Here is a 25,134-nt window from a genome sequence, read left to right as displayed (position 1 = left end):
TATGAATCATGATATAGATATAAAAAAGGTTAGATTAAATTGTTTTCGTCAATCAAAGGTTCCAGGAGAATTCATGTTACAAATGCGTGTTCCTGGAGGAATTGTAGATGCTAAGTACTTATCTCAAGTTCAAGAAATAGCTGAAACTTGGGGAAATGGAACTTTCCACATGGGAATGAGACAAACATTTAGTATTCCAGGAATAAAATATGAAAATATTCCAGAAGTAAATAAATTCATAGAAGGTTACTTACAAGAAGTTGAAGTTGATAGATGTAACTGTGATATGACAGTTGATGAAAATGGATATCCTACAATAGGTGCTAGAAACGTTATGGCATGTATAGGAAATTCACACTGTATAAAAGCTAATGCAGATACTAAGGATATGGCTAATAAAATAGAAAAATTAGTATTCCCTTCACACTACCATATAAAAGTATCAGTAGCTGGTTGTCCTAATGACTGTGCTAAAGCACACTTCCAAGATTTTGGTGTTATAGGACAAGCTAGAATGGAATATCATCCTGAAAGATGTATAGGTTGTGGAGCTTGTGTAAGAGCTTGTGAACACCATGCTACAAGAGTTTTAAGCTTAAATCATAAAGGATTAATAGATAAAGATCCATGTTGTTGTGTAGGTTGTGGAGAATGTGTATTAGCATGTCCTGCAAGTGCTTGGACTAGAAAACCAGAAAAGTTCTATAGATTAGTTATAGGTGGTAGAACAGGTAAGCAAACACCAAGAATGGGTAAAACATTTGTAAACTTTGCAACTGAAGAAGTTGTTCTTGGAATATTTGCAAACTGGCAAAAATTCTCTGCTTGGGCATTAAACTACAAGCCAGAATACTTACATGGTGGTCATTTAATAGACAGAGCTGGATACCACAAGTTTAAAGAAATAATTTTAGACGGAGTAGAATTAAATCCAGAAGCTTTAGTTGCTGATAACATATTCTGGGCAGAAACAGAATATAGATCAAACTTCAACGTTAAGCCTATAAAAATGCATAAGAGCATAGAGTCTACTAGACCAGTAAGATAATTTTTAGAGAAGATTTATTATAAATTTTAAAAGAGACAATAGGGTAGGGGTACCTCTATAGATTGCTTTTAAAATTACTTAAATAAAATAAATAAGTTAAATAAAATTACATAGATTATTATATTTAATCTATGTAATTTTTTTCTTACATATTTAAAATTTCAAATATATTACAAGGATAATATTTAATAAAGAGAGAAAGTATTAACAAATTGTTAATAAAGCTATATATAATTTAAGGCTTTGTTTTTAGTGAATTTTGATTGAATTAAAATTTAAATTTATAATATTACTTGAAGATAATTACAACAAAATTTATTATAAATTTAAGATAATTTGTCCTAAGAAGTGAAGCATTTTCTCTCTTTCATATCACTTTTTAGGACAGATTTTTGAAAACTTTAAAATTTATAGGAGGTTTTTAAAATGAATAATAAAGTAATAAAATCTTATTGGGGAGTTGAATTAAGCCCAAGATTTATTGATGTTAAAAGTAATAAACTTTGCATAATATTACCTGGTATAGGATACTGTTTAGATAGATCATATTTAGATTACTCTAAGCAATTAGCTAAGGAATTAGGATATGATGTTTTAGAGATTGAATATGGATATCAAATAAATAGAAGTGAATTTAATATAGAAAAAGAATTTAGTATAATGGTTTCTGAATCTTTAGAAGTTATAGACAATGCTATAGATAAAGAATATGAAGAAATTTTAATAATAGGAAAGAGTATAGGAACAAGCGTTCAATATTTCCTAAATAAAGATTTAAGAGAAAGATTTAAAAATATTAAAAACATTTATATAAGTCCTATAGATAAGACTTTAAATGAATTTAATATAGAAGAAAATTCATTAGTTATAACAGGAGATAAAGATCCTTTACTTAGCTTAGAACATAGATTATCAATAGAAAAAAGAGAAGATTTAGAAAGCTTTGTAATAGAAAATGCAAATCATGCTCTTGATATAGAGGGTGAAGTTATGGCTACTGTAGATGCTTTAAAAGAAGCTTTAGAGATAGAAAAAGATTTTATAATAAATAAATAGATTTTATAAATAAGAATAAGGTTATTTCTTAGAAAGATAGCTTTATTCTTTTTTTATAAAATATTACATGAATTTTATCACTTAAATTAAAGGCTCTAGTAAATTTTATTACTAGAGCTTTATTATGTATATTATTTATTTTTTGATACTTCTTCTATAGAAATAAGGCTAACATTTCTTTTTTCAAATTCATCAACTACTTTTTGTATAATAGAAGGTTTCTTATAAATATCTTCAGGATAGCCATCTTGTCCATCTTTAAATTCTATAAGCTTAGTTTCTAAAAATGGGTGATAAAACATTCCAGCAAAAGTTTTATTAGACATTTTGGATATTTTATTTAACATAGCATTTTCTTTCCCACCTTCAATATAATATAAAGGAGTAGGAATGTAATATGAGCCACTTCCTGTTGGAGATTTAATAGGTTTTGATTGTGCTTTGCTATCATCATAATCATTAAAAATGTATTTAAAGTCTTTTTCTAAAGCTTCATTTTGTGCTTTGCTTATAGTATAATGTGGTGCTTCAAAAAAGCTTATATTTATATTTAAGTCTTTTGCTATATCTATAGCTTTAGATACTCTTAATTTTAAATCATCTACAGAAGGATTATATTTACCAAATTCAAAGCCGTGTCCACTAATTGAATTATCTATTTGATGAGTATATCCATGTAAACCAATTTCTCCTTTATTATAGCTTGCAAAATCTAAGGTGTATAATAATTCAGCATTAGCAAAATTATTCTCTTTAGAAGGGTCATTATCTATATTTTTTTCAGGATTTATATATCTAGGTATCCAGGATATATGATAAGGAACATTTTTCTTTCCTAGATATCTTGCCATAACTCTTATAGATTCAAGATAATTTGAATCTTCTAAAGTGCCTGTACCACTAGAAGCTACATCTTCAAATCTTATAATACCTTTTTGTGGACCTTTTCCTTTATAAGGTTTAACATCTAACATATCCTTATTTGTATATAATTTTATTGTTTTTTCATCACAATTCCATCTGCTTTTTAAATCAAACATATTAGCAAAATCAATTAATGAAATATATGTAGCCCCTCCTTGTATTATAGGAGTAATTTTAAGTTTTTGATTTTCTTTTTCTGAGTCTGACCAAACATTATCCTTTAAATTAACCTTTATATTCTTATTTAAAAGGTTAACTGTTAAATTATCCTCTTCTATATTTAATTCTCCATTATTAAGATTAACAATTTCATTTAAAGGAATTAAATATCTATTTTTGTCTAAGTATATTGGAAATTTAAGATTTTGAACTTTACCATTTAAGTTTATTTTTATGTTATCTTCAGTTTTATCTAAGGCATAGAAATTTTTGAATTTAAAAGCGGAAAAAGAAAAGTTATTTAAGTTTTCTTTGTTGCTACACCCTATTAAAAAGGTTAAGGGTAAAATTAAACATAAGTATTTAAAAAATTTTTTCATATAGTGCCTCCTCTTATAAATTATTAAAAAATAATTTATAACAATAAAATATAAAAATCGTACAATTATAATAGTATTTTACATTTAAAGGCTTAAATTTACAAAAAGGTTAAAATTTTAATTTTGAAGAAATTAATTATTTTATTTAAAAAAAATTAATAAAATGTTATAATTAATTTAAAACGATTACAATGGAGGGGGAGCGCATGGTATTTGGTTTTTTTATTGTATTAATATTTTTAGCTATAGAAATATTAATAGGATTATATCTTATTTATGATTTGCTTTATAAAAAAGAAAAACTTATTAAGGATTTAAAACAGGAAGATATTAAATCTTTAGTAAATTTAAAAAGAATACTTATACTAGAGAATTCTTTATCTCTTTTATTGTATGTTATCTTAATAAGCAATAAAGAAATATTAAAATTAGGAGGAGGAATATTAACTATAGAGGTCTTAATCTCTATGGCTGTTCTTATTTTTTATCTTTATATATTTCAAAGATTTATATTTAAATTTAAGAGTTTTAAAGCTTTAAAAAATCAAAATAACTTCTCTTAAAATTTTAAATTTAAATATATAGAATTATTTTATATCAAAAATTTTTTATAAGAATATTTATATATTATAGTAATAAAAAAGGGTGAAAATTTTAAGATTTAATATCTTAAAAAATATGATTTATCAAAGAATTTTTTTAAATATTTTAGAAGAAGATGAAAGTCCTATTAAGGGAGTAAATATTGTTATTAAAAATTATAATTATAAATATGAAGAGAAGACTAATGATTCTGGATTAGTTGAATTTTTAATAATAAAAGGAGTTTACTTATTAGAGGTTAAAAAAGAAGGTTTTATTAAAAGAGTTTATAAAATTAATGCTAGAGAGGATTTTAGTTTTAATAAAATAATATTAAAAAGAGAAGATTATACCTTTTATGATGGAAATAAAGAAGATGATTTAATAAATTTTAATTTAAAAGAAGAGCTTAAAGATTGGGAAAGTAATCTTACCTTTCCTAGCATAATAAAAAATATTGAAAAAACTATAAGAGAAGTACTAGTTTTCATTAATTTAATTAATTCTTTAGATGAAAATAATTATAAATTCCCATTAAGTTTAGAAGAATGTGAAAAGCAAAATATTACTAAATAAAAAGATAATAATACTTATGATGTTATAGGTTTTAAGGAAATAGAATGATTATATGAAAAAACTTATAAATTTTTATAATTTATAAGTTTTTTTATATAAAAATACTTTAGTATATAATATAATTTAAAGTAAAAAAAGGGAGTGATACCTTGTTTTTAGAAGCTATAAAAAAGGAAGATTTTCAAAGAGAAGTTAAAATAAGATTTAATAATATATTGGAAGGATTAGATAAATATCCTAATAAAATATTAGCACCTTCTATAGAGAAGGATGAATTATTTAAGGAAAAAGAAAAAAGTTTTTTAGCCTTTTTTAAAGAAGCATTAAAAATTAATAATAATAATTTAATTATAGATTTTTACATTGAAAAATTAGATGATGAAAGTTTAAAAAAGCTTTTAGAGAAATTAAACAAAGAGGATACAGAAATATTAAAGGGAATAATTAGTGAAAATAATAGAAAAGATATTTATTTTAAAATAGAAGATAGTAGAGTGATTGATTTTATAATTAGATTAAATACAAGAGAATTATTTTTTTCAACATTTTATTTTATTGAAAAACCTTTTACTATTTGGGGAAACTATAATTTGAAATTTCCAGTTTTTTATGAAGATAAAGATACTTTTAAAGAGTATGAAGTTTTAGCAAAAAAATTCAATCTATTTATGGAATAAATTTATAAAAAATAAAGGAAGAGAAAATTCTCCTCCTTTATTTTTATATCATTTAACTTCAAATATCCATTCTTTAGGTGCTTTAATATCTCCAAATTGCATTTTACATAAAATATCATAAAGTTTTTTCGTTACTGGTCCAACTTCAGTTTCGCTATAGAAAATATGAAGTTTATTTTTATATTCTATGCCACCTATAGGAGTTATTACAGCAGCTGTGCCACAGGCACCAGCTTCAGAAAATTCATCTAAATTATCTATTAAAACATCTCTTTCATAAACTGGCATTTTTAGATTGTTTTTAGCTATTTCCATTAAAGAGTATTTCGTTATACTTGGCAAAATTGAATCTGAATATGGAGTTACAAACTCTCCTTTTTTAGTTATACCAAAAAAGTTTGCAGCACCAACTTCTTCAATTTTTGTATGAGTTGCAGGGTCTAAGTATATGCAATCTGCAAAGCCTTTTTTTACAGCTATTTCATGAGCTTTTAAGCTTGCAGCATAATTTCCACCAACCTTTATAGAACCAGTTCCTTTAGGGGCTGCTCTATCATAATCTGCAACCATAAAGTTTACAGGTTTTAATCCTCCTTTAAAATATGCTCCAACAGGAATGCAAAATACTGAGAATATAAATTCAGGAGCTGACTTAACACCTATATTATCGCCAACACCTATCATAAAAGGTCTTAAATATAAAGTTGCAAAGGTTCCATAGGGTGGAACAAATCTTTCATTAGCTTTAACAACTTTCATACAAGCATCTATAAACTTTTCAACAGGTATTTCAGGCATTAAAAGTTTTTCGCATGATTTATTCATTCTTTTAGCATTTTCATCCACTCTAAATAATTGAATTTTTCCATCTTTTGTTCTGTAAGCTTTTAACCCTTCAAAGCACTGTTGTCCATAGTGAAGTGCTGTTGAAGCTTCACTTATAGTTAATTTGTTGTCTTTAACTAATTTTCCTTCATCCCATGCACCGTTTTTATAATGAGATATATAACGATAATCAGTTTTTATATAAGAAAAACCTAGATTATTCCAATCAATATCTGTATTTTTATCCATAGTTTAACACTCCAATCAAAAGTTTAATACTTTTTTATTTTATCATTATAATTTTTAAAATGAAATATTAAAAATTAAAAGTTGCAAAAATATTTATTTAGTAAAAATTAAGAAATATTAAAATAATACAAAAAATTAATATTTATTACCCTATTTATTATATAAAATTGAAAAGAAAATTATGTTATAATTAATTAAAAGTAATTAAAAAGGGAGATAGGTATGGAGAAATTTTATGAATTGAGTATAAGTGGCAAAGAATCAGGATTACATAAGATTATTGTTCCAGCTATGGTTATTTCTTTATTTTTAGCAGCAGGGATATTTATCTTTATGGGGCTTATACCTGCATTAATATTTTTATTAATAATATGTTTACCACTTTTTATAGCTAAAAGATTGTCAATGGTTGAATATGATTATGAGTTTACAGATGGTGAACTTGAGATTAGTGCTATTTATGAAAGAGTTAGAAGAAAAATAAAGGGTAACATAGATTTAAGAGATATTGAAATTGCTGCACCCTTAGGAGATAGTTCCTTAGATAGATATTCTAGTGCAAAGGTAAATAAGTGTTATACTAATGTTCAAGATGGAAAAAAGGTTTATGTAATTGTAGTAAGATGGGAAACTAAGTTTGTGGCTTATGAAGTTTTATTAGATCAAAAAATGTTAGATTTAATATTTTTTTCAAACCCACAAAAGGTTATTAGATAAAAGACGATTTAAATCGTCTTTTTTTATTATAAAATATTAAAAAAATAAATTTTAAAAAAAGAGATTTTATATTAAATTAACATATAAAACTTTTAAAAAATGATAATTTATTAAATATTAAACTTTATTATTTAATAAATGGTATTTTGTGCTATAATATTAAATAAGATTTAATTAAGTTATTTTTTTTATATTTAAAACTTAATTTAAGCTTATTTTATACTAAATAATTAACTATGCTTAAAAGAGGGGGCATTAATAATGGATGTAAAAAAATATGTAGATAATTTAATGGAAGATTTAAAGAAAAACAACCCTGGTGAAAGCGAATTTTTAGCAGCTTCAGAGGAAGTATTATATTCTTTAATACCAGTTTTAGAGAAAAATCCTAAATACATAGAAGAAGGAATACTAGAGAGAATAGTAGAACCTGAAAGAGTTATAATGTTTAGAGTTCCTTGGGTTGACGACTTAGGTAATGTAAGAGTTAATAGAGGATATAGAGTACAATTTAATAGTGCTATAGGACCATATAAGGGAGGGTTAAGATTCCATCCTTCTGTAAATTTAAGCATAATAAAGTTTTTAGGATTTGAGCAAATATTTAAAAACTCTTTAACAACTCTTCCTATTGGAGGAGGAAAAGGTGGGTCTAACTTTGACCCTAAGGGAAAATCAGATAGAGAAATAATGAGATTTTGCCAAAGTTTTATGAGTGAATTATATAGACATATAGGACCTAATGTAGATGTACCAGCTGGAGATATTGGAGTTGGAGGAAGAGAAATAGGATATATGTTTGGTCAGTATAAAAAGCTTAAAAATTCTGTAGATTCAGGTGTTTTAACTGGTAAGGGCTTAACATATGGTGGTAGCTTAGCTAGAAAAGAAGCAACTGGATATGGCTTAGTATATCTTGTAGATGAAATGTTAAGAGATAATGGAAAAAGCATAGAAGGTAAAACAGTTGTAATTTCAGGTTCAGGAAATGTGGCAATATATGCTACTGAAAAGATTACTGAACTTGGTGGTAAGGTTGTTGCACTTTCAGATTCATCAGGATATGTATATGATGAAAAGGGAATAAATTTAGAGGTTGTAAAGGAAATTAAGGAAGTAAAGAGAGGCAGAATTTCAGAGTATGTAAATTATGTTAAAGCAGCTAAGTTTACAGAAGGATGTAGAGGAATTTGGAATATAAAATGTGATATAGCTCTTCCTTGTGCAACACAAAATGAAATAGATAAAGAAAGTGCTAAAATATTAATTGAAAATGGAGTAATTGCTATTGGAGAAGGAGCAAATATGCCTTCAACTTTAGAAGCTCAAAAACTATTTATAGATAATAAAATATTATTTGCTCCTGCAAAAGCAGCTAATGCTGGTGGAGTTGCAACTTCAGCTTTAGAAATGAGCCAAAATAGTTTAAGAATGTCTTGGACTTTTGAAGAAGTTGATAAGAAGCTTAAAGATATAATGAAAGATATATACTATAATTCTAGAAATGCAGCTTCTGAATATGGCTATGATGGAAATTTAATAATTGGAGCTAATATAGCTGGATTTAAAAAGGTTGCAGATGCTATGTTAGAACAAGGAGTTATATAAAATTAAAATATTAAATTTTAAAATATAAATAGAAAATCTTATCTTTAAAGAAGAAACTATACTTAATTTTTAAAATAGAGCTTTATGGATTTATTTATTAGATTAGTAAAACATATTAATAAGTTTTATTTTAAGTTTATTTTAGGATGGTTTCTTCTGTTTTTTTCTTTTTACTTATGATATATTAGAAAATGTTATTATTAATAACTTATGTTAAATCATAATTTATTTAGAAAGGAAAATAGATATGTCAAAGATAACTAGCAGAAACAATGATTTTTTAAAATTACATAGAGATTCAACTTCTCCTAAGGTTTATTCTTTGCTTATAGAACTTATAAATGAAGATAGAGAAGACTTAGCTAATGAAGTTATAAAAATAGATTATTTAGTGGATTATTTTAATAATTGTATTAAAAAAAGAGATAAGAGAGAAGGCAAAGAAGCTTTAGAGAGAATAAATTTAAGACTTTCTAAGTTAAAAAAAGAGGGAGTAGACACCTCTCATTTTGAAACTCTTTGTGAAAATATATTAAAAAATAATAAGGTTAAACTTTAAGTAAAAAGGATGGGATGCTAATGGATAAATTTTTAAAGTTAGGATTAAGTAAAGAGGTTTCAAAATCTTTAATAGGCTTAGGAATAGAGGAACCAACAGATATTCAAGAAAAAGCTATACCTGAAGTATTAAAGGGGAATAATGTAATTGGTAAAGCAGAAACAGGAACAGGAAAGACTTTAGCTTATTTACTTCCTATAATAGAAAATATTGATGATTCAAAAAATGAAATGCAGGCAATTATTCTTTCTCCTACACATGAGTTAGGGGTTCAAATAAATAATGTTTTAAATGACCTTAAGAGAGGACTTGAAAAGAAAATAACCTCTACTACTTTAGTTGGAAGTGGAAATATAAAAAGGCAGATAGAGAAACTTAAAAATAAACCTCATATACTTGTTGGAACTACAGGAAGAATATTAGAGCTTATAAACAAGAAAAAAATAACTTGTAATACAATAAAAACAATTGTAATTGATGAAGGAGATAAGTTATTAGATTTTATAAATATAAAGGATGTAAGAAGTGTTGTTAAGTCTTGTAAAGGAGATACTCAAAAACTTATATTTTCAGCTACTATGAATGAAAAAGCTTTACAAAATGCAGAGGAATTAATAGGAGAAAGTGTTCTTATTCAAGCTAAAAGTGAAAATAAGGTTAATGAAAATATAAAGCATGGATATTTTCAAGTGGAATTAAGAGATAAGATAGACTTTTTGAGAAAACTTATACATGCCATAGGTAATGATAAAAAAATAATAGTTTTTATAAATAATAGTTATAATGTAAATAATGTAATACAAAAACTTAGATATAATAAAATAGAAGCAGTTTCTCTTCATGGTAGTGATAACAAAATGGAGAGAAAGAAATCACTTCAAGATTTTAGAAGTGGTAAAGCTAAGGTTTTAATAACTTCTGATGTATCAGCTAGAGGTTTAGACATTAAAGGAGCTACTCATATAATAAATTTAGATATTCCTATGAACTCTCAAAATTATTTACATAGAGTAGGGCGTGTAGGAAGAGCTGGTGAAAAAGGTTTTGCTTATTCCTTAGCAGATTATAAAGAAGAGAAAATTATTTTAAAATGCGAAAGACAATTAAAAATAAAAATTCCTAGACTTTATTTATACGAGGGAAAAATACATAAGGAAGATGTTAAAAAAAATTCTTCAAAGAAAAATGTAGTAAGAAAAAAGAAAAATATAAGTAAGATAAAAAAATAATATTATAAAAATAAAAAAACACTAAGGTTTTAAAACTTTAGTGTTTTTTATTTTATGTAAAGACTAAAAGTTACTAATTGATTAACAATATTATTACAATATTGGAAGTAATTATCAAGTGTTATATAATAGCTTTAATATAAGAAATATCTTTTAGAGAGTGAGAGATTGGGATGAAGAAAATTTTAATTAGTGTTTTAGCAGCTATAATGATAGGAGCTACCTTTAGTGGATGTATATCTAACAATAAAGGTGATACAGTTAATAGCGAAGAAAGTGGGAGTATTAAATTATCTTTAAGTGCTGAAGATATGGTTAATAAATTAGTAGATGAGGGATTAGTTGTTATGCCTATGCCTGTAGATGATGAAATGGCTAAGGAAATATATCATTTAAATTTAGAGGATGTTTATGAATATGGAATAGCAGAAACAGGAAGGTCCCCTGGAAATGCTTTAATTATTATTGTTAAAGCTAAGGAGGGAAAGGTTAAAAATGTTGAAGAATCATTAAATAAAGTTTTAGAGGATAAAATAGGAAAGGCCTTTTATCCAGAGGAAAAAGAAATAGCAGAATCATCAAAGGTTTTTATAAAGGGTGATTATGTTTCATTATTTGTTTTGCCAGAGGAACAGTTAAAAGAAGCAAAAACTTTATATGAGGAACAATTTGAGTAAGCTTTTAAATTTAATAAGGATTAAACTTTACTATAAATTTAAAAATATTATAAAGTTTAATCCTAGTTATAGATTATAAGTTTAATAGATTTTAAGGGTGTTTAAAATGGTATTTAGCAGTATTTTGTTTATATTTAGATTCTTGCCTTTAATATTTATAATATACTATCTAACTCCAAATAAATTTAAAAATTTATCTTTACTTATATTAAGTTTAATATTTTATTCCTTTGGAGAAGTAAAATATTTTTTTCTTATGATACTTTCTATAATAGTAGATTATTCTATAAGTTTATTAATAGATAAGCATAGAGAAAAAAGAGAAGTTTCATTATTTTTAGTTATCCTTTCAATTATTTTTAACTTAGGACTACTTATATTATTTAAATATCTTAATTTTTTTATTTACAATATAAATTTAGCCCTTGACACTTCTTTTTCTTTTATAAGTTTAACTCTTCCCTTAGGAATAAGTTTTTACACATTTCAGACCATGTCTTATACAATAGATGTTTATAGAGGAGAAGTGGAAGCTGAGAGGAATATATTAAATTTTGGAGCCTATGTATCACTTTTTCCACAACTTATAGCAGGGCCTATAGTAAAATATAGAGAAGTAAAAGAAGAACTTAAAAATAGGAATATTAAGATAAAAGAAGTAGAAGAGGGAATTATTGAATTTATAATAGGTCTTAGTAAAAAGGTGCTTCTTGCTAATAATATTGGTCTTTTATTTGAAGAAGTTGAAAATATTGGTTTTAGTAATGTTTCTACACCTTTATTATGGCTATCTATTATTGCTTTTTCTTTTCAAATTTATTTTGATTTTAGTGGCTACTCTTCTATGGCTATAGGTCTTGGAAAAATTTTAGGATTTAAATTTCCTAAAAATTTTAATTTCCCGTATATATCAAGAAGCATAACAGAGTTTTGGAGAAGATGGCATATAACTTTAGGTTCATTTTTTAAGGAATATGTATATATTCCTTTAGGAGGCAATAGATTAGGAAAAATAAAAACTATTCGAAATCTTTTTATAGTTTGGTTTTTAACAGGATTTTGGCATGGAGCAAATTATAATTTTATAATATGGGGACTTTATTTTTTTATTGTTATTTGTATAGAAAAATTTTTAATAGGAGATTACTTAAAAAAACATAAGATTATATCTCATGTTTATACAATAATATTATTGTTTTTCGGATGGGCTATTTTTTCTTTTGAAAATTTAAGTGATTTGAAATATTTATTTTATGGTAATTTTTCCTTTGATTTTCTTTATTATCTTATGAATTATCTTTTTATCTTTGTAATATGTATATTATCTTCTACAAAGGTTATAAAAATTTTTTATGATAAGTATATAGAAAAAAATAATTTTTTGAAATCCATAATAATCTTTAGTTTATTTTTTATTTCAATTTCCTACTTAGTAGATTCTACTTATAATCCTTTTTTATATTTTAGATTTTAAAAGGAGTTTGCAAATATGAAAAAACATCCAATATTTTATATGTTTTTTATATTTTTATTTTGTATTACTTTTTTAGATATTTTTGAAAAGGAAAAAAGTTTTTCAGAAATAGAAAATAGAAAGTTGCAAAAAAGACCAGAATTTTCTCTAGAATCTTTTAAAGAGGGTTACTATGTTAAGGATTATGAAAATTATATAAATGATAACTTTTTCTTAAGAGATAAATGGATAAGTTTAAAATCTATAAGTGAATATTTTTTAGGAAAAAGAGAAAATAATAATATAATTTATGGAGAAAAGGGATATATGTTTGAAAAAACTTTATATTATGATGAAGAAAGATTTAAAAATAATAAAAAGGCATTAAATACTTTTATAAATAATTTTAATGGAAGGGTTACAACTCTTATAGCCCCTAATTCCTATACAATATATAAAGAGTATTTACCCTTTAATATAGAGCTTTTGAATCAAGAAAAACTTATAGAGGAAATTTATAAGGGAAGTAATAAAGATATAAATATAGATTTAATAAATATTTTGAAAAATAGTAAGAAGGATTATATATATTATAAGACAGACCATCATTGGACCACCTATGGTGCTTATTTAGCTTATACTGCTTATATGAAATCCTTAGGAATGAAAGAAATAAATTTAAAGGAATTAAAGGAAAATAAGGTTGAAAATTTTTATGGAACATATTTTTCAAAATCAAAGAGTTTTTATTCAGAGGGAGATACTTTAATTTATTATGATATAGACAATATAAAGATGAGTATAGAAGATAAAATCTTTAATACACTATATGATTTTGAAAAATTAAAGACAAGAGATAAGTATTCAGTTTTCCTTAGAGGCAATAATGGACTTACCATTATAAAAAATAAGAAAATAAAGGAAGATAAAAAATTAGTTGTATTTAAAGATTCCTTTGCTAATTCTATGATTCCCTTTTTATCTATGAATTTTAGTGAGATTCATGTAATAGACCTTAGAAGTTTTCCATATAAGGTAAGCGATTATATAAAAAAAAATAATTTTAAAGAAGCACTAGTGCTTTATAATATTGAGAATTTTTTTAATGATATAAATGTTATAAAGATAAAATATTGAAATTAATATGACATTGTTTGACAATATTCTTCTTTTTTGAGAGAATTAAATTGTCATTTTAGTTTTAGAGAGGTAAATAAAATTGAATATTAGAAAAATGCTTATAAGATATGCTTTTATTTCTTTTATAATGTTATTTATACCATTTAAAAGCGTATTTGCCTTAGGAGAGTCAGAGTTACGGTTTAATAACCTGACTTTAAAAGACGGTTTATCTCAATCTACAGTAAGTAAAATAATTCAAGATAATAAGGGATACATGTGGTTTGGGACATCAGATGGATTAAACAAATATAATGGGCATGAAGTTGTTGTTTTTAGAGAACTTGTAAATGATAAAAATAGTATAAACTCAAGCTTTATATCGGCTTTAATGGAATATGATAAAGATAATATTTTAGTTGGTACTAGTAAAGGGGTAAGCAAAATAAATGTAGTAACTAATGAAGTAAGTAGAATGTTTGAAGATGAAGAGGGGAAAAGCAAATTATCAAATAATAATATATGGGATATATTAAAACATAAAGATGGTACTATTTGGATAGCTACAAGAAAAGGACTAAATATTTATAATCCAAAGGATGGAGAAATAAAGCAGTTATTTAAAGATAGTAATCCTAAAGGGCTAAAAAGTAATGTTATAAACTCCTTATGTGAGGATAAATACGGGAATATTTGGATTGGAACTAGTGAAGGATTAAGTGTAATAAATACAAATACAAAGGAGTTTCAATCTATAAATGAAACCTTAGATAAGGATAATGCTTCTGTAACAAATATTTATAAAGATAGAGAAGATAATATGTGGGTAGTTACTAACAAAAATGTTATGTTAATATCTAGCAATTATAAGGATATTACTTATTTAGATAAGGATTTAGAAAAGTTTAATATAGCCCCAGAAAGTGTAAATACTATATATGAGGATACTTACGACAATTTATGGATATCTACTCAAAAAGGACTTTTAGAATATAGTAAAGAAGATAAAAAAATGCATCTTTTTGAAAGTAGATATTATGATGATACAAGTTTAGTTAACGATAATGTTTTAGTGGCTTATGAAGATAGAAGTGGACTAATTTGGTTTGGAACTTATAATGGGATAAGCTTATTAAACCCGAATCAACCTTTTAAGCACTATAGAAGAGAACCTGATAAGGAAAATACTTTAAGTGATAATAGTATGAGTGGAATATATAAAGATTCTAATGGAATGCTTTGGCTTGGTACAAATTCTGCAGGATTAAATAGACTAAATACTAAAACTGGAGAAGTTACAAACTTTTATAGTGATAGCAATGATGAAAATACCTTAAGTAGTAATGTTGTTTGGCAGATATGTGAAGCTGATAAAGATAATTTATGGGTTGCTACTCAAGGCGGAGTTAACAAGATAAATAAGGAAAGTGGTTTAGTACAAAGAATACCTTATCCTGAAGATATGCAAGAGAGAAATAAGATGGATGCTAGAAATGTCTTTGTTGATAAAGATGGCTTGCTTTGGATAGGAGCAAGAGGAGGCTTGCAGTCTTATGATGATAAAACAGGAACCTTTACTGATTACTCAAACATATTTAAGGCCGTAGGAATAGTTGAAAATGCTGTAACTAGTATATCACAAGATGAAGAAGGATTTTTGTGGATTACTATAGGAATTGATGGAGGAGTAGTAAAGTTTGATAAAGATAAGGGAATATTGAAAAGTTATGTAAATAATAACTTTGATAATAACAGTCTTATAAATAATGGGGTTCGTTGTTTAGCAAAGGATTCAAAGGGAAATCTTTGGATAGGAACTGAAGCTGGACTAAGCAAATTAGACCCTAAGACAGAAACATTTACAAATTATACTGTTATAAATGGATTATCAAATAACTTTATATATGGAATACTTATAGATGAAAATGATAATGTTTGGATAAGTACGAATGATGGAATATCTAGGTTTGACCAAAATGAAAATAAATTTATAAATTATACAGCTATGGATGGACTTCAAAGTAATGAATTTAATGGAAGGTCTTATTTTAAAAGTAGTGATGGAGAAATGTTTTTTGGAGGAATAAATGGTGTAACTGCCTTTTATCCTAAAGATGTTTTGAAATTTTCTGATGATAAAGATAAAAATAAGGTTGTTATAGATAAAATAATGGTAAATAATAAAATTTATCCATATTATGGAGGAAACCTTAGCTTAAAGTATAATGAAAATAATATATCTATTGATTTCTTCTTACCAGATTATTTAAACACAAATAAAATTACCTATGAATATAAATTAGAAGGTATTGACGAGGATTGGGTTTTTGCAAATAAGAGAAATAATGCAAATTATGCAACCTTAGATTCTGGAAGTTATAAAATATTAATTAGAGCTCGTGATAATCATGGAGACTTAACTCCAGTTACAACCTTAGATTTAAAAATAGATCCTCCTCCTTGGCGAACTCCAACTGCTTATTTAATATATTTTTCAAGTGCTGTAATAGTTATTTTTCTAATGTGGAGCTATGTAACTGCCTTAGAGAAAACCGTTAAAAAGAGAGCTGAACAATTAAAGAAAGAAGCTAAAGAGAAAGAAAAGCTATATGAAGAGAAAGAAAAGCTTTATAAAGAAGCCGCAGAGCTTAAAGATGAAATGATAAAAAGACAAAAGTTTAAAAATGATTATTTTGTAAATCTTTCTCATGAACTTAGAACACCTTTAAATGTTATATTAGCTACAATTCAATTGATAAAATTAAAAAATAAAGAGGATATTTTAGGTAAATATCAAGTGGAAGATTATACAAATACTCTTAAAAATAATGCTAATAATCTTTTAAAAATAATAAATGATATAATAGATTCTTCAAAAATAGAAGCTGGGGCTTATAGGCTAAATATAGAGAAGAATGATATTGTTTCTTTAGTTGAGGATACTGCTTTAAGCTTAAAATCATATATTGAAGAGAACAACTTAGAAATTATAATAGACCCTGAAATAGAGGAACTTGAAGTTGAATGCGATAAAAGTGAAATAGAAAGATGTGTTATAAATCTTTTATCTAATGCTATAAAATATACTGAGGGGCCTGGAAAAATTGAGGTCTTTATAAAAGAAGTTGGAGAGGATAAAGTAGAGATTTCAATAAAAGATACTGGAGTTGGAATACCTAAAGAACAACAAAAGGCTATTTTTGATAGATTTGTTCAAGCTGATTCTAAAGCTAAAAAGCCTTATAGAAGTAGTGGAATAGGATTAACTTTAGTTAAAAGTATTATAGAGTTACATCATGGAGATATAAGAGTTGAAAGTGAAGTAAATAAAGGAAGTACCTTTATAATTACATTACCTATAAAACAAAATAAAGATAACTAATTAGAAGATAAAACTTGCAAGATTAAATTTATAAATTCTTGTAAGTTTTATTTTTTAGGAATTTTAAAAGGAACAAACTCATAAAATTTTAGGAAAAAGCTTTTTTAGGAGAATTTATGATAGATTTAAAAAGATGTGCTATAAGGTTAGCTTGTAATATAAAGGTTGTATATAGTGAAAAAGGAAGAGTAACTTTAAAAAATGATATTATTTTAAAAACTTTAAGAGAAAAGAAAGAATATGAAGAAAGCTTTAAAAGGGTTCTTTCTTTTATGAAAGAAATTAAAGGTGTTTTTATAGATTATGAAAATTTAATTTTAACAATTTTTTATGATTATAAAAGGGTAAAAGAGAGAGAAATTTTAAAATGGATAAAATTTATTATAGAATTTTTGTTAGATAATTATGAAGAAATAAAAAAATTTGCAGATGAAAATAAAAATGAAGAACTTTTAGAATTTATTTTATTTAATATTAAGAGAGATTTAATGTTTAAAAAGTGTAAATTCAATGTGTAAAGATATATAAGGATTTAAATAAGTACAAGCATGTGGTAAAATATTTATTACTAGATAAAGGTTAAAATATGTGACCTATAAGAGATATTTCTTATAGGTTTTTTTATTAAAGGAGGAGTGGATGAATTATAAATTAAGCAAATTATTTATTATTAAGCAAATTATAATTAGATTTTTAGCTTTATATTTTTTATATTTCTTTTTAAAGGTTATATTTTTAAGGATTCAAGGTATTAATAGTTTAAACTTTTTAAGTACATTTTTATATAGAAACATAAATTTTTTTAAAGGAATAGGTTTGATTATAGCTTTTTTTATAGTTTTAGTATTTCCCGTAATAAATTATTTTACATGGTCTTATTTTATATTTAATAATTTTCTAGAAATTAGATATGGCATATTTTTTAAAAGATATATATTTATAAAAAGGGAAAACATAAAATACATAAATTTATACGAGGATCCTATTGATATGATTTTAAAAATAAAAAATATAAAAATATATACAGCAGGGGGAAAGGTTACTATACCAGCTCTTAATAGTGAAAAACTTGAAGCTTTTAATTATATTTTTAAAGATAGAATTTAGGAGTTAAAAATGAATTTTTATAAAAAAAATCATTGGTGTAAAATTTTAATAATATTTTTTAAATTAATAAAAGTTACATGGCCTATAATAATCTTTTTAGCTTTAAAATTTAATGAGCATGTTTTTATAATAACTTTAATTTGTATTTTAAGCATTTTAACCTTTTCCATAATTAAATGGTTTAACACAAGTATAGTCTTAGAAGAAAACTTTTTAATTTATAGAGAAGGGGCTTTAATTAGAGAAGAAATGGTAGTTCCTCTAAAGAGTATATCCTTAATAGAACTTGAAAGAAGTGTGCTTCATAGAATATTTAATTTAAGAAAAATAAAAATAGAAAGTGTATATCCTTCTTATAAAAGAAATGCTGAAATTGTAATGATATTTAAAAAGAAGGATTTAGATTTATTATATGGAAATTTAAGTTACAGAATGAAACACTTAATTCATGAAAAAAAATCTATAAATGAAGTTTTAGGGTATAATATATCAGCACTTCATTTAATATTGCTATCTATGCTTAGAAATAATATATTACTAGGCATTGGGGTTTTATATTCAACTATACATTTCATGAGTAAAATATATAAGGGGTTAGATGATGAATTAGTAAGCTTTTTAAAAGATATGGTTATAGAGAGGCTTATATCTAGAAATACAATATTAGCCTTATTTTTATCAATGCTTTTATTATTTAGTATATTCTTAATAATAATAATGACTTTTTCTGTTTTAGCTATTTTATGTAAGTATTATAAGTTTACAATATACAGAAATAATGATTATTTAAAGGTTGAGTATGGATTAATTACAAGAAGAAGTTATTCAATCCCTATGAAAAGTGTACATGCTGTGCAGATAGAGCAGAATATTATAAATCAAATATTTAAGTTTTATACAATAAAATGTTCTGTAGTAGGATATGGAAATAACATAAAGGAAGAGGAACTTATTTTCCCTTTATGTAATGAAAAGGGATATAGAGAAATCTTAAAGCATTTAATTCCTGAGTTTAATTTTCAAGGAATAATATACTCTCCAAGAAAGGAAGAAAGAAGAAGATTTTTTATAGTTCCAATGCAGATAGCTTTATATTTAAGTTTAATTATTTTTCTTATAAATAAGGAATTTTGGCCATTTTTTATAAGTTTACCTATAGTATTTGTTGAGAGAAGTCTTTTATATAAAAATACAAAGTTAGGTATAGGAAAAAATCTTTATTATGTAAGTTACAAGTCCTTAAATAGAAGGCAAATATTTATAAAAAAATCTAGTATGGAAGGGATAAAAGTAGTTTCAAACCCTTTTCAGATACGAAAAAAAATTGGAAACTTTAAACTTAGATTTTATTCTCAGAAAAGATTTGAATTTATTAAATTAAAAAATTTAAAACTAGATATTTATGAAAAAATAAAAAATGAGTTTAGAAAAACTTTGTAAATTTATTTGTTAAGTAAATATATTTAAGGTAGTATAGAATATGGAAAGTCTTAAAGGGTAATTATAATTTTCTTTTATAATTCCCTTTTTTTAAAGATACTTCCTTTAATAGAAGTGTCATGAAAGGATGATATTATTGAAAAAATTGGTTTTAGCAGAGAAACCTAGTGTTGGAAGAGAAATAGCTAAGGTTTTAAAATGTAATAATAATAAGGGTAGTTATATTGAGGGAAAGGAATATATAATAACTTGGGCTTTAGGACATTTAGTTGAACTTCAATCTCCTGAGGATTATGATAATAAATTTAAAGCGTGGTCTATGGAAACACTTCCAATGTTACCTAAGCATATGAAACTTAAAGTTATTAAAAAATCTTCTAAGCAATTTTATGAAGTTAAAAAGCAAATGGAGAGAAAAGATGTAGATGAAATTATAATAGCTACAGATGCAGGAAGAGAAGGAGAACTTGTTGCTCGTTGGATAATAGAAAAAGCACATATTAAAAAACCTATAAAAAGACTTTGGATTTCCTCTCAAACAGATAAAGCAATTTTAGAGGGATTTAAAAATCTTAAGCCTGGAGAAAATTATAATAATTTATATAAAGCAGCTCAATGTAGAGCAGAGGCTGATTGGTTAGTTGGATTAAATGTAACTAGAGCTTTAACATGTAAATATAATGCTCAATTATCAGCTGGAAGGGTTCAATCACCTACTTTAGCTATGATAGTTCAAAGAGAAGAGGAAATTAAAAATTTCAAAGGGAAAGAGTATAATACAATATTGGTTGAAACGGATAAATGCAATTTTACTTGGATAAATAAAGATAATAATTCAAGAATTTTTAATAAAGATTTTAAAGAGAAGGTTGTTTTAAACTTAAATAAAGAGAAAATAGGAAAAATAATTAATATAAACGAAAGTAATAAGAAGAAATTTTCTCCACAATTATATGATTTAACAGAACTTCAAAGAGATTGTAATAAGATTTTTGGTTATTCAGCAAAACAAACTCTTAATATAATGCAGAGATTATATGAAAATCATAAGCTTCTTACCTATCCAAGAACAGATTCTAGGTATATATCAAAGGACATAGTATCTACTATTAAAGATAGATTAAAGGCTGTAGCTATAGGAGAGTTTAGAACTATAGCAAATGAGTTATTAAAATCTCCTATAAAAACAAATAAGAATTTTGTAGATGATAATAAGGTTTCAGACCATCATGCTATAATTCCAACAGAGGAAAAGGGAATATTATCTAACTTAAGCTCTGATGAAAGAAGAGTTTATGAGCTTGTAGTTAAAAGATTTTTAAGTGTTTTAATGCCACCTTTTGAATATATACAAACAACTTTAACTGGAGAAGTTAAGGGAGAAAAATTAATTGCAAAGGGAAAGGTTGTTAAATCTAAGGGGTGGAAAAAGCTTTATGATAAAGAAGTATATGATGAAGGAGAAGAGGATATAAAAGAGCAAGAGCTTCCTAAGTTAAAGGAAGGGGACTTTTTTAAGGTTCTTAAGATTAATATTATAACTAAAGAAACAAAAGCACCTTCAAGATTTAATGAGGGAAGTTTATTATCTGCTATGGAAAATCCCCAAAAATTTATTTCAGTAGATAAATCTTCTGCAAAAACTTTAGGTGAAACAGGAGGACTTGGAACTGTAGCAACTAGAGCGGATATTATAGAAAAATTATTTAATTCCTTTGTAATAGAGAAAAGAGGTAAGGAAATAATTCCAACATCTAAGGGGAAGCAGCTTATAGATTTAGTTCCAAGAGATTTAAAATCTCCTTTATTAACAGCTAATTGGGAAGAAATGCTAGAAAAAATAAGCAAAGGAAAAGGTGATTCTAAAAAATTTATAAAAGATATAAGGAATTATACTGTTGCTTTAGTTGAAGATGTTAAGCTTGGAGAAAATAAATTTCATCATGATAACTTAACTGGTAAAAAATGTCCTCAATGCGGTAAGTATATGCTTGAGGTAAAGGGTAAAAATGGAACTATGAATGTATGTCAAGATAGAGAATGTGGTTATAGAGAAAATGTATCTAAAACAACTAATGTTAGATGTCCAGAATGTAAAAGAAAATTAGAACTTAGAGGACATGGTGAGGGAAAGATATATGTTTGTGTAGGAGCAAATTGTAATTTTAGAGAGAAAGAATCACAGTTTAAAAAGAGATTTGAAAATAACAATAAAACAAATAAAAGAGAAGTAAATAAAATAATGCAAAAGATGAAAAAGGAAGCTAATGAAGATATTAATAATCCTTTTTCAGAACTTTTAAGTGGATTTAAATTTGATTAGTTAAATTTAAAAACCATATTAAACTAAATTGATAAAATTTATAAGTTTTATATAAATATATATTTATTAAAAAGTATAGGTTTTATTTAAGGTTTAATATGGTTTTTTATTATATAAAGATATTTAAAGTTAATAATGTAATTAAATTTTTATTTTTATAAAGTAAAAAAATTAATTTTAGGAGGAAAATATGATTGAGAAAAAAGTGTGCAAATCCTTAGATACAAAAGAAATTTTAAGTTACTCTATAAAAGAAAAATTTACACCAATTAGAAAAAAGATATTAGATATAAGTTGTGATACTTATAAACTTAAAAATAAAAAATATTTAAATATTATAATAAAGTTTAAAAGTTATGAAAATAATTATAATGGCATACTTTTTAGCATATTAGAGAATAAATATTTTTTTGATGAATTAACCTTAGGATTAAATAAAGGGAAAATTGAATTTTATATGAAAAAAAATAAAAAGTTAATTTTTAATATGAAATCAGAAAAAAAATATGATGATAATTCTTGGCACATATTAATTTTATCTTTAAGTAACCATATAAATCTATATATTGATGGGGAAAATATTAAAACTTTAGATAATAGTATAAATCTTAACTTTCTTAATAATTTAAATTCTATATTTATAGGTGGGAGCTTAAATAATAAAAAAGAAATTATAAAGACTTTTGAAGGAGAAATAGATTATTTAGATTTTTATTTTAAAGTTTTGGATTTAAATGAAATAAAAACATTAAGTAGTCAGAATGTTAAAATAGGCTATGATATTCCTTTCATAGATTTATCAAAGGATGAGGAAAGACAAATATTAGTTGATAAAGAAGAGGGAGTTTATTTAGGGCATCCTTCAACTGTTTTAATGGATGATAATAAAACTATTTATGTTGTTTATCCAAAGGGACATGGAAAAGGTTCTATAGTTCTTAAGAAAAGTGAAAATTCAGGGATAACTTGGAGTGAAAGATTAAAAACACCCTCTTCTTGGGAAGAAAGTGAGGAAACACCTATTATATATAAAATAAAGAAGCCTAATGGAAAAATTAGAATACAAATGATTTCAGGTGTTCCTAGAGGACAGGAAAAGGGGTTTAAAACATCTTATTCAGAGGACTATGGAAAAACATGGAGTGAATTTAAGCATTATTTTCCTACAGGTAAATATGAGGCAGTAGTTGCACATGCAAGTTTAACTAGAGTTAAAAATAATAAGGGAATTATGGATAATAGGTGGATGGGGATTTTTCATGATCTTAGTTATAATAATTGGAAGACATATTTAAGCTTTGATGAGGAAGGAAATGAGATATGGAGTGAACCTTCTAGGCTTTTAAAGGAACATGATAAAATAGAAAAAGAAGCACAATTATGTGAAATTGAAGTATTACGTTCTCCTTGTGAAAATCAATTGGCTTTAATAGCTAGAGCACAAAGCAAAAGAAAAAATTCTATGATTTCATTTTCTAATGACGAAGGAGAAACTTGGACAGAACCTATAGAATTGCAAGGAGCTTTAATGGGAGAGAGACATAAAGCAACTTATGATTCATCAGGAAGAATATTAATAACTTTCAGAGAGATAATAAGAGACCCTAAAAAGGTAGGAGATTATAAGGAGTGGATAGCTGGAGATTTTGTAGCTTGGGTAGGAACTTATGATGATTTAGTTCATAACAGAGAAGGGCAGTATAGAATAAGGCTTATGAAAGACTTTACAAATAGCGAAAAAGGTGGAGACTGTGGTTATGCTGGAAATGAAATTTTACCTGATGGAACCTATATATTAACCTCTTATGGCTATTGGGAGAAAAATTATAATATGCCCTTTATAAAATCATTAAGATTAAATTTAAAAGAAATTGATAAGATGTTATAAATAATATGTTTTTACTAACTCTATAATTTTTATTTATTTACATTAAATGAGTAAAAAGGATAGAGTTACTTTTTTATAAAATAATATAAATCTTTCTTTTGAGTAATACTATTTATAAAGAGTAAAGATGATTTTTTATTAAGGTATTTTTAATAAAAAAATAATAATTAGGTTTTGGAGGTAGTATGAAGAGGAAGACTTTTAGCAAAGAGAAAAAAGAAAGATTAAAAAAAACATATAGCAGAAAAAGTTTGTTTTTTACTTTTATCTTTATTATTGCTTTAGTCTTTTTAGGCTCTTATTTAGCTTTAAACTATGGCAATTTAGAAATTGTTAAAGGAGATACATATAATAAGGTTGAAAGTAAAAAGGTGATTATGGAAGAAGCTACAGTAAAGTTACCAAATTATAATTTAACTGATATAATACCAGGATGTAATTTAACTTTTGAAGGAAGGAATTATGCAGTAAATGTAAGAGATGTTAGTAAAATGATAGATGGTTCTTATTTAGGAGAAGAAAAGTATGTGTTTTTAACTTTTGATGATGGACCTAGTCCCCTTACAGAGGAGATTTTAGATATATTAAAAAAAGAAGAGGTTAAAGGAACTTTTTTTATTTTAGGTTCTAGACTAGATTCTGGTAAAAAAGAAGAAGAAATATTAAAAAGAGCTATAAAAGAAGGAAATGCCTTAGCTAATCACTGTTATACCCATAATTTTAAAAGATTATATCCAAAGAATAAAACTGATGTTAATTATTTTATGGAAGAATTTAAAAAAACTAATGATAAAATGAAAAATGTATTAGGAGTAGAATTTGATACAAAGGTTTTAAGAATGCCAGGAGGGTATAATAGTAGAGTCTATTATAAGGATGAAAATTTAAAGGAATTAGATGTTATTTTAAAAAATAACGATATAGTAAGTATAGATTGGAATGCCTTAAATGGAGATGCAGAAGGAAAACCTTACACTTTAAAAGAAATGATAGATTATGTAAAAGGAACTTCTAAAGGGAAAAATCAAGTTATTTTACTTATGCATGATACTTTTGGAAAGGAAAAAACAGTAAAAATATTGCCTGAAATAATAAAATTTTACAAAGAGAATGGGTATGAGTTTAAAACCATAGGAGATAATATATAAAAAAGCGT

The 25,134-nt window shown here is 25.1% G+C and carries 21 protein-coding genes; 19 read left to right on the top strand and 2 right to left on the bottom strand.

Going from position 1 to position 25,134, the window contains the following annotated elements:
* Nucleotide 1: 1 nt before the first annotated feature.
* On the top strand, nt 2-1,048 hold the full coding sequence (asrC, locus tag AC4FRL_RS03860) for a sulfite reductase subunit C (protein WP_491138881.1): 1,047 nt from the start codon (nt 2-4) through the stop codon (nt 1,046-1,048).
* Nucleotides 1,049-1,474: 426 nt separating this feature from the next.
* Entirely contained in the window at nt 1,475-2,104 is a 630-nt protein-coding gene (locus AC4FRL_RS03855; RefSeq protein ID WP_491138879.1) for an alpha/beta hydrolase, read from the top strand.
* Between the two features lie 131 nt (nt 2,105-2,235).
* Here AC4FRL_RS03855 and AC4FRL_RS03850 read toward each other — a convergent pair whose 3' ends face one another.
* The gene (locus AC4FRL_RS03850; protein ID WP_491138878.1) at nt 2,236-3,567 is read right to left on the bottom strand and encodes a polysaccharide deacetylase family protein; all 1,332 of its coding nucleotides are present in this window, start codon (nt 3,565-3,567) and stop codon (nt 2,236-2,238) included.
* A 206-nt stretch (nt 3,568-3,773) separates the two neighbouring features.
* On the opposite strand from AC4FRL_RS03850, the gene AC4FRL_RS03845 reads away from it, so the two are divergent.
* From AC4FRL_RS03845 to AC4FRL_RS03835, 3 genes are all read left to right on the top strand, one after another.
* A complete protein-coding gene (locus AC4FRL_RS03845) occupies nt 3,774-4,130 on the top strand; it encodes a hypothetical protein (RefSeq protein WP_491138876.1) in 357 nt (118 codons plus the stop codon).
* Nucleotides 4,131-4,212: 82 nt separating this feature from the next.
* Nucleotides 4,213-4,725: a hypothetical protein gene (locus tag AC4FRL_RS03840; protein ID WP_491138874.1), complete on the top strand. Its 513-nt coding sequence runs from the start codon at nt 4,213-4,215 to the stop codon at nt 4,723-4,725.
* A gap of 149 nt (nt 4,726-4,874) precedes the next feature.
* Nucleotides 4,875-5,402: a hypothetical protein gene (locus AC4FRL_RS03835; RefSeq protein ID WP_491138872.1), complete on the top strand. Its 528-nt coding sequence runs from the start codon at nt 4,875-4,877 to the stop codon at nt 5,400-5,402.
* A 48-nt stretch (nt 5,403-5,450) separates the two neighbouring features.
* On the opposite strand, the gene AC4FRL_RS03830 is transcribed toward AC4FRL_RS03835, so the two are convergent.
* Nucleotides 5,451-6,476 carry a branched-chain amino acid aminotransferase gene (locus AC4FRL_RS03830; RefSeq protein WP_491138871.1) on the bottom strand — a complete coding sequence of 342 codons (1,026 nt, stop codon included), beginning with the start codon at nt 6,474-6,476 and terminating at the stop codon, nt 5,451-5,453.
* A gap of 222 nt (nt 6,477-6,698) precedes the next feature.
* On the opposite strand from AC4FRL_RS03830, the gene AC4FRL_RS03825 reads away from it, so the two are divergent.
* The 14 genes from AC4FRL_RS03825 (at nt 6,699) to AC4FRL_RS03760 (ending at nt 25,126) form a co-directional block, all read left to right on the top strand.
* Nucleotides 6,699-7,193 (top strand): DUF6106 family protein, encoded by a 495-nt coding sequence (locus AC4FRL_RS03825; protein WP_491138869.1) that lies wholly within the window; start codon nt 6,699-6,701, stop codon nt 7,191-7,193.
* A 261-nt stretch (nt 7,194-7,454) separates the two neighbouring features.
* On the top strand, nt 7,455-8,801 hold the full coding sequence (gdhA, locus tag AC4FRL_RS03820) for an NADP-specific glutamate dehydrogenase (protein ID WP_491138867.1): 1,347 nt from the start codon (nt 7,455-7,457) through the stop codon (nt 8,799-8,801).
* A 247-nt stretch (nt 8,802-9,048) separates the two neighbouring features.
* Nucleotides 9,049-9,360 (top strand): hypothetical protein, encoded by a 312-nt coding sequence (locus AC4FRL_RS03815; RefSeq protein WP_491138866.1) that lies wholly within the window; start codon nt 9,049-9,051, stop codon nt 9,358-9,360.
* Nucleotides 9,361-9,380: 20 nt separating this feature from the next.
* Nucleotides 9,381-10,589 carry a DEAD/DEAH box helicase gene (locus AC4FRL_RS03810; RefSeq protein ID WP_491138864.1) on the top strand — a complete coding sequence of 403 codons (1,209 nt, stop codon included), beginning with the start codon at nt 9,381-9,383 and terminating at the stop codon, nt 10,587-10,589.
* 173 nt (nt 10,590-10,762) lie between these two features.
* Nucleotides 10,763-11,266 (top strand): DUF4358 domain-containing protein, encoded by a 504-nt coding sequence (locus AC4FRL_RS03805; protein WP_491138863.1) that lies wholly within the window; start codon nt 10,763-10,765, stop codon nt 11,264-11,266.
* 106 nt (nt 11,267-11,372) lie between these two features.
* Nucleotides 11,373-12,740 (top strand): MBOAT family O-acyltransferase, encoded by a 1,368-nt coding sequence (locus AC4FRL_RS03800; RefSeq protein WP_491138861.1) that lies wholly within the window; start codon nt 11,373-11,375, stop codon nt 12,738-12,740.
* A gap of 15 nt (nt 12,741-12,755) precedes the next feature.
* Nucleotides 12,756-13,856 (top strand): DHHW family protein, encoded by a 1,101-nt coding sequence (locus tag AC4FRL_RS03795; RefSeq protein WP_491138860.1) that lies wholly within the window; start codon nt 12,756-12,758, stop codon nt 13,854-13,856.
* An 82-nt stretch (nt 13,857-13,938) separates the two neighbouring features.
* Nucleotides 13,939-17,220 carry a ligand-binding sensor domain-containing protein gene (locus AC4FRL_RS03790; protein WP_491138858.1) on the top strand — a complete coding sequence of 1,094 codons (3,282 nt, stop codon included), beginning with the start codon at nt 13,939-13,941 and terminating at the stop codon, nt 17,218-17,220.
* 116 nt (nt 17,221-17,336) lie between these two features.
* On the top strand, nt 17,337-17,738 hold the full coding sequence (locus tag AC4FRL_RS03785; protein WP_491138856.1) for a hypothetical protein: 402 nt from the start codon (nt 17,337-17,339) through the stop codon (nt 17,736-17,738).
* A 121-nt stretch (nt 17,739-17,859) separates the two neighbouring features.
* Entirely contained in the window at nt 17,860-18,327 is a 468-nt protein-coding gene (locus tag AC4FRL_RS03780; RefSeq protein WP_491138855.1) for a PH domain-containing protein, read from the top strand.
* 9 nt (nt 18,328-18,336) lie between these two features.
* Nucleotides 18,337-19,767: a PH domain-containing protein gene (locus tag AC4FRL_RS03775; protein ID WP_491138853.1), complete on the top strand. Its 1,431-nt coding sequence runs from the start codon at nt 18,337-18,339 to the stop codon at nt 19,765-19,767.
* A gap of 136 nt (nt 19,768-19,903) precedes the next feature.
* Nucleotides 19,904-22,090: a DNA topoisomerase III gene (locus tag AC4FRL_RS03770; RefSeq protein WP_491138852.1), complete on the top strand. Its 2,187-nt coding sequence runs from the start codon at nt 19,904-19,906 to the stop codon at nt 22,088-22,090.
* A 190-nt stretch (nt 22,091-22,280) separates the two neighbouring features.
* Nucleotides 22,281-23,978, top strand: coding sequence for an exo-alpha-sialidase (locus AC4FRL_RS03765; protein ID WP_491138850.1), 1,698 nt, complete (start codon nt 22,281-22,283; stop codon nt 23,976-23,978).
* Between the two features lie 185 nt (nt 23,979-24,163).
* Nucleotides 24,164-25,126 (top strand): polysaccharide deacetylase family protein, encoded by a 963-nt coding sequence (locus AC4FRL_RS03760; RefSeq protein WP_491138849.1) that lies wholly within the window; start codon nt 24,164-24,166, stop codon nt 25,124-25,126.
* Nucleotides 25,127-25,134: the final 8 nt, after the last annotated feature.

The organism is Clostridium sp. TJA032, from assembly GCF_058310275.1.
The sequence above is the reverse complement of the archived record's forward strand: the minus strand, read 5'-3'. Positions and strand labels throughout refer to the sequence as shown.

What these genes read in the sequence shown, in the direction of transcription:
- asrC (WP_491138881.1), top strand. Translation starts at nt 2, where the DNA reads ATGAATCATGATATAGATATAAAAAAGGTTAGATTAAATTGTTTTCGT.
- AC4FRL_RS03855 (WP_491138879.1), top strand. Translation starts at nt 1,475, where the DNA reads ATGAATAATAAAGTAATAAAATCTTATTGGGGAGTTGAATTAAGCCCA.
- AC4FRL_RS03850 (WP_491138878.1), bottom strand. Translation starts at nt 3,567, where the DNA reads ATGAAAAAATTTTTTAAATACTTATGTTTAATTTTACCCTTAACCTTT.
- AC4FRL_RS03845 (WP_491138876.1), top strand. Translation starts at nt 3,774, where the DNA reads ATGGTATTTGGTTTTTTTATTGTATTAATATTTTTAGCTATAGAAATA.
- AC4FRL_RS03830 (WP_491138871.1), bottom strand. Translation starts at nt 6,476, where the DNA reads ATGGATAAAAATACAGATATTGATTGGAATAATCTAGGTTTTTCTTAT.
- AC4FRL_RS03825 (WP_491138869.1), top strand. Translation starts at nt 6,699, where the DNA reads ATGGAGAAATTTTATGAATTGAGTATAAGTGGCAAAGAATCAGGATTA.
- gdhA (WP_491138867.1), top strand. Translation starts at nt 7,455, where the DNA reads ATGGATGTAAAAAAATATGTAGATAATTTAATGGAAGATTTAAAGAAA.
- AC4FRL_RS03815 (WP_491138866.1), top strand. Translation starts at nt 9,049, where the DNA reads ATGTCAAAGATAACTAGCAGAAACAATGATTTTTTAAAATTACATAGA.
- AC4FRL_RS03810 (WP_491138864.1), top strand. Translation starts at nt 9,381, where the DNA reads ATGGATAAATTTTTAAAGTTAGGATTAAGTAAAGAGGTTTCAAAATCT.
- AC4FRL_RS03805 (WP_491138863.1), top strand. Translation starts at nt 10,763, where the DNA reads ATGAAGAAAATTTTAATTAGTGTTTTAGCAGCTATAATGATAGGAGCT.
- AC4FRL_RS03800 (WP_491138861.1), top strand. Translation starts at nt 11,373, where the DNA reads ATGGTATTTAGCAGTATTTTGTTTATATTTAGATTCTTGCCTTTAATA.
- AC4FRL_RS03795 (WP_491138860.1), top strand. Translation starts at nt 12,756, where the DNA reads ATGAAAAAACATCCAATATTTTATATGTTTTTTATATTTTTATTTTGT.
- AC4FRL_RS03785 (WP_491138856.1), top strand. Translation starts at nt 17,337, where the DNA reads ATGATAGATTTAAAAAGATGTGCTATAAGGTTAGCTTGTAATATAAAG.
- AC4FRL_RS03780 (WP_491138855.1), top strand. Translation starts at nt 17,860, where the DNA reads ATGAATTATAAATTAAGCAAATTATTTATTATTAAGCAAATTATAATT.
- AC4FRL_RS03775 (WP_491138853.1), top strand. Translation starts at nt 18,337, where the DNA reads ATGAATTTTTATAAAAAAAATCATTGGTGTAAAATTTTAATAATATTT.
- AC4FRL_RS03765 (WP_491138850.1), top strand. Translation starts at nt 22,281, where the DNA reads ATGATTGAGAAAAAAGTGTGCAAATCCTTAGATACAAAAGAAATTTTA.
- AC4FRL_RS03760 (WP_491138849.1), top strand. Translation starts at nt 24,164, where the DNA reads ATGAAGAGGAAGACTTTTAGCAAAGAGAAAAAAGAAAGATTAAAAAAA.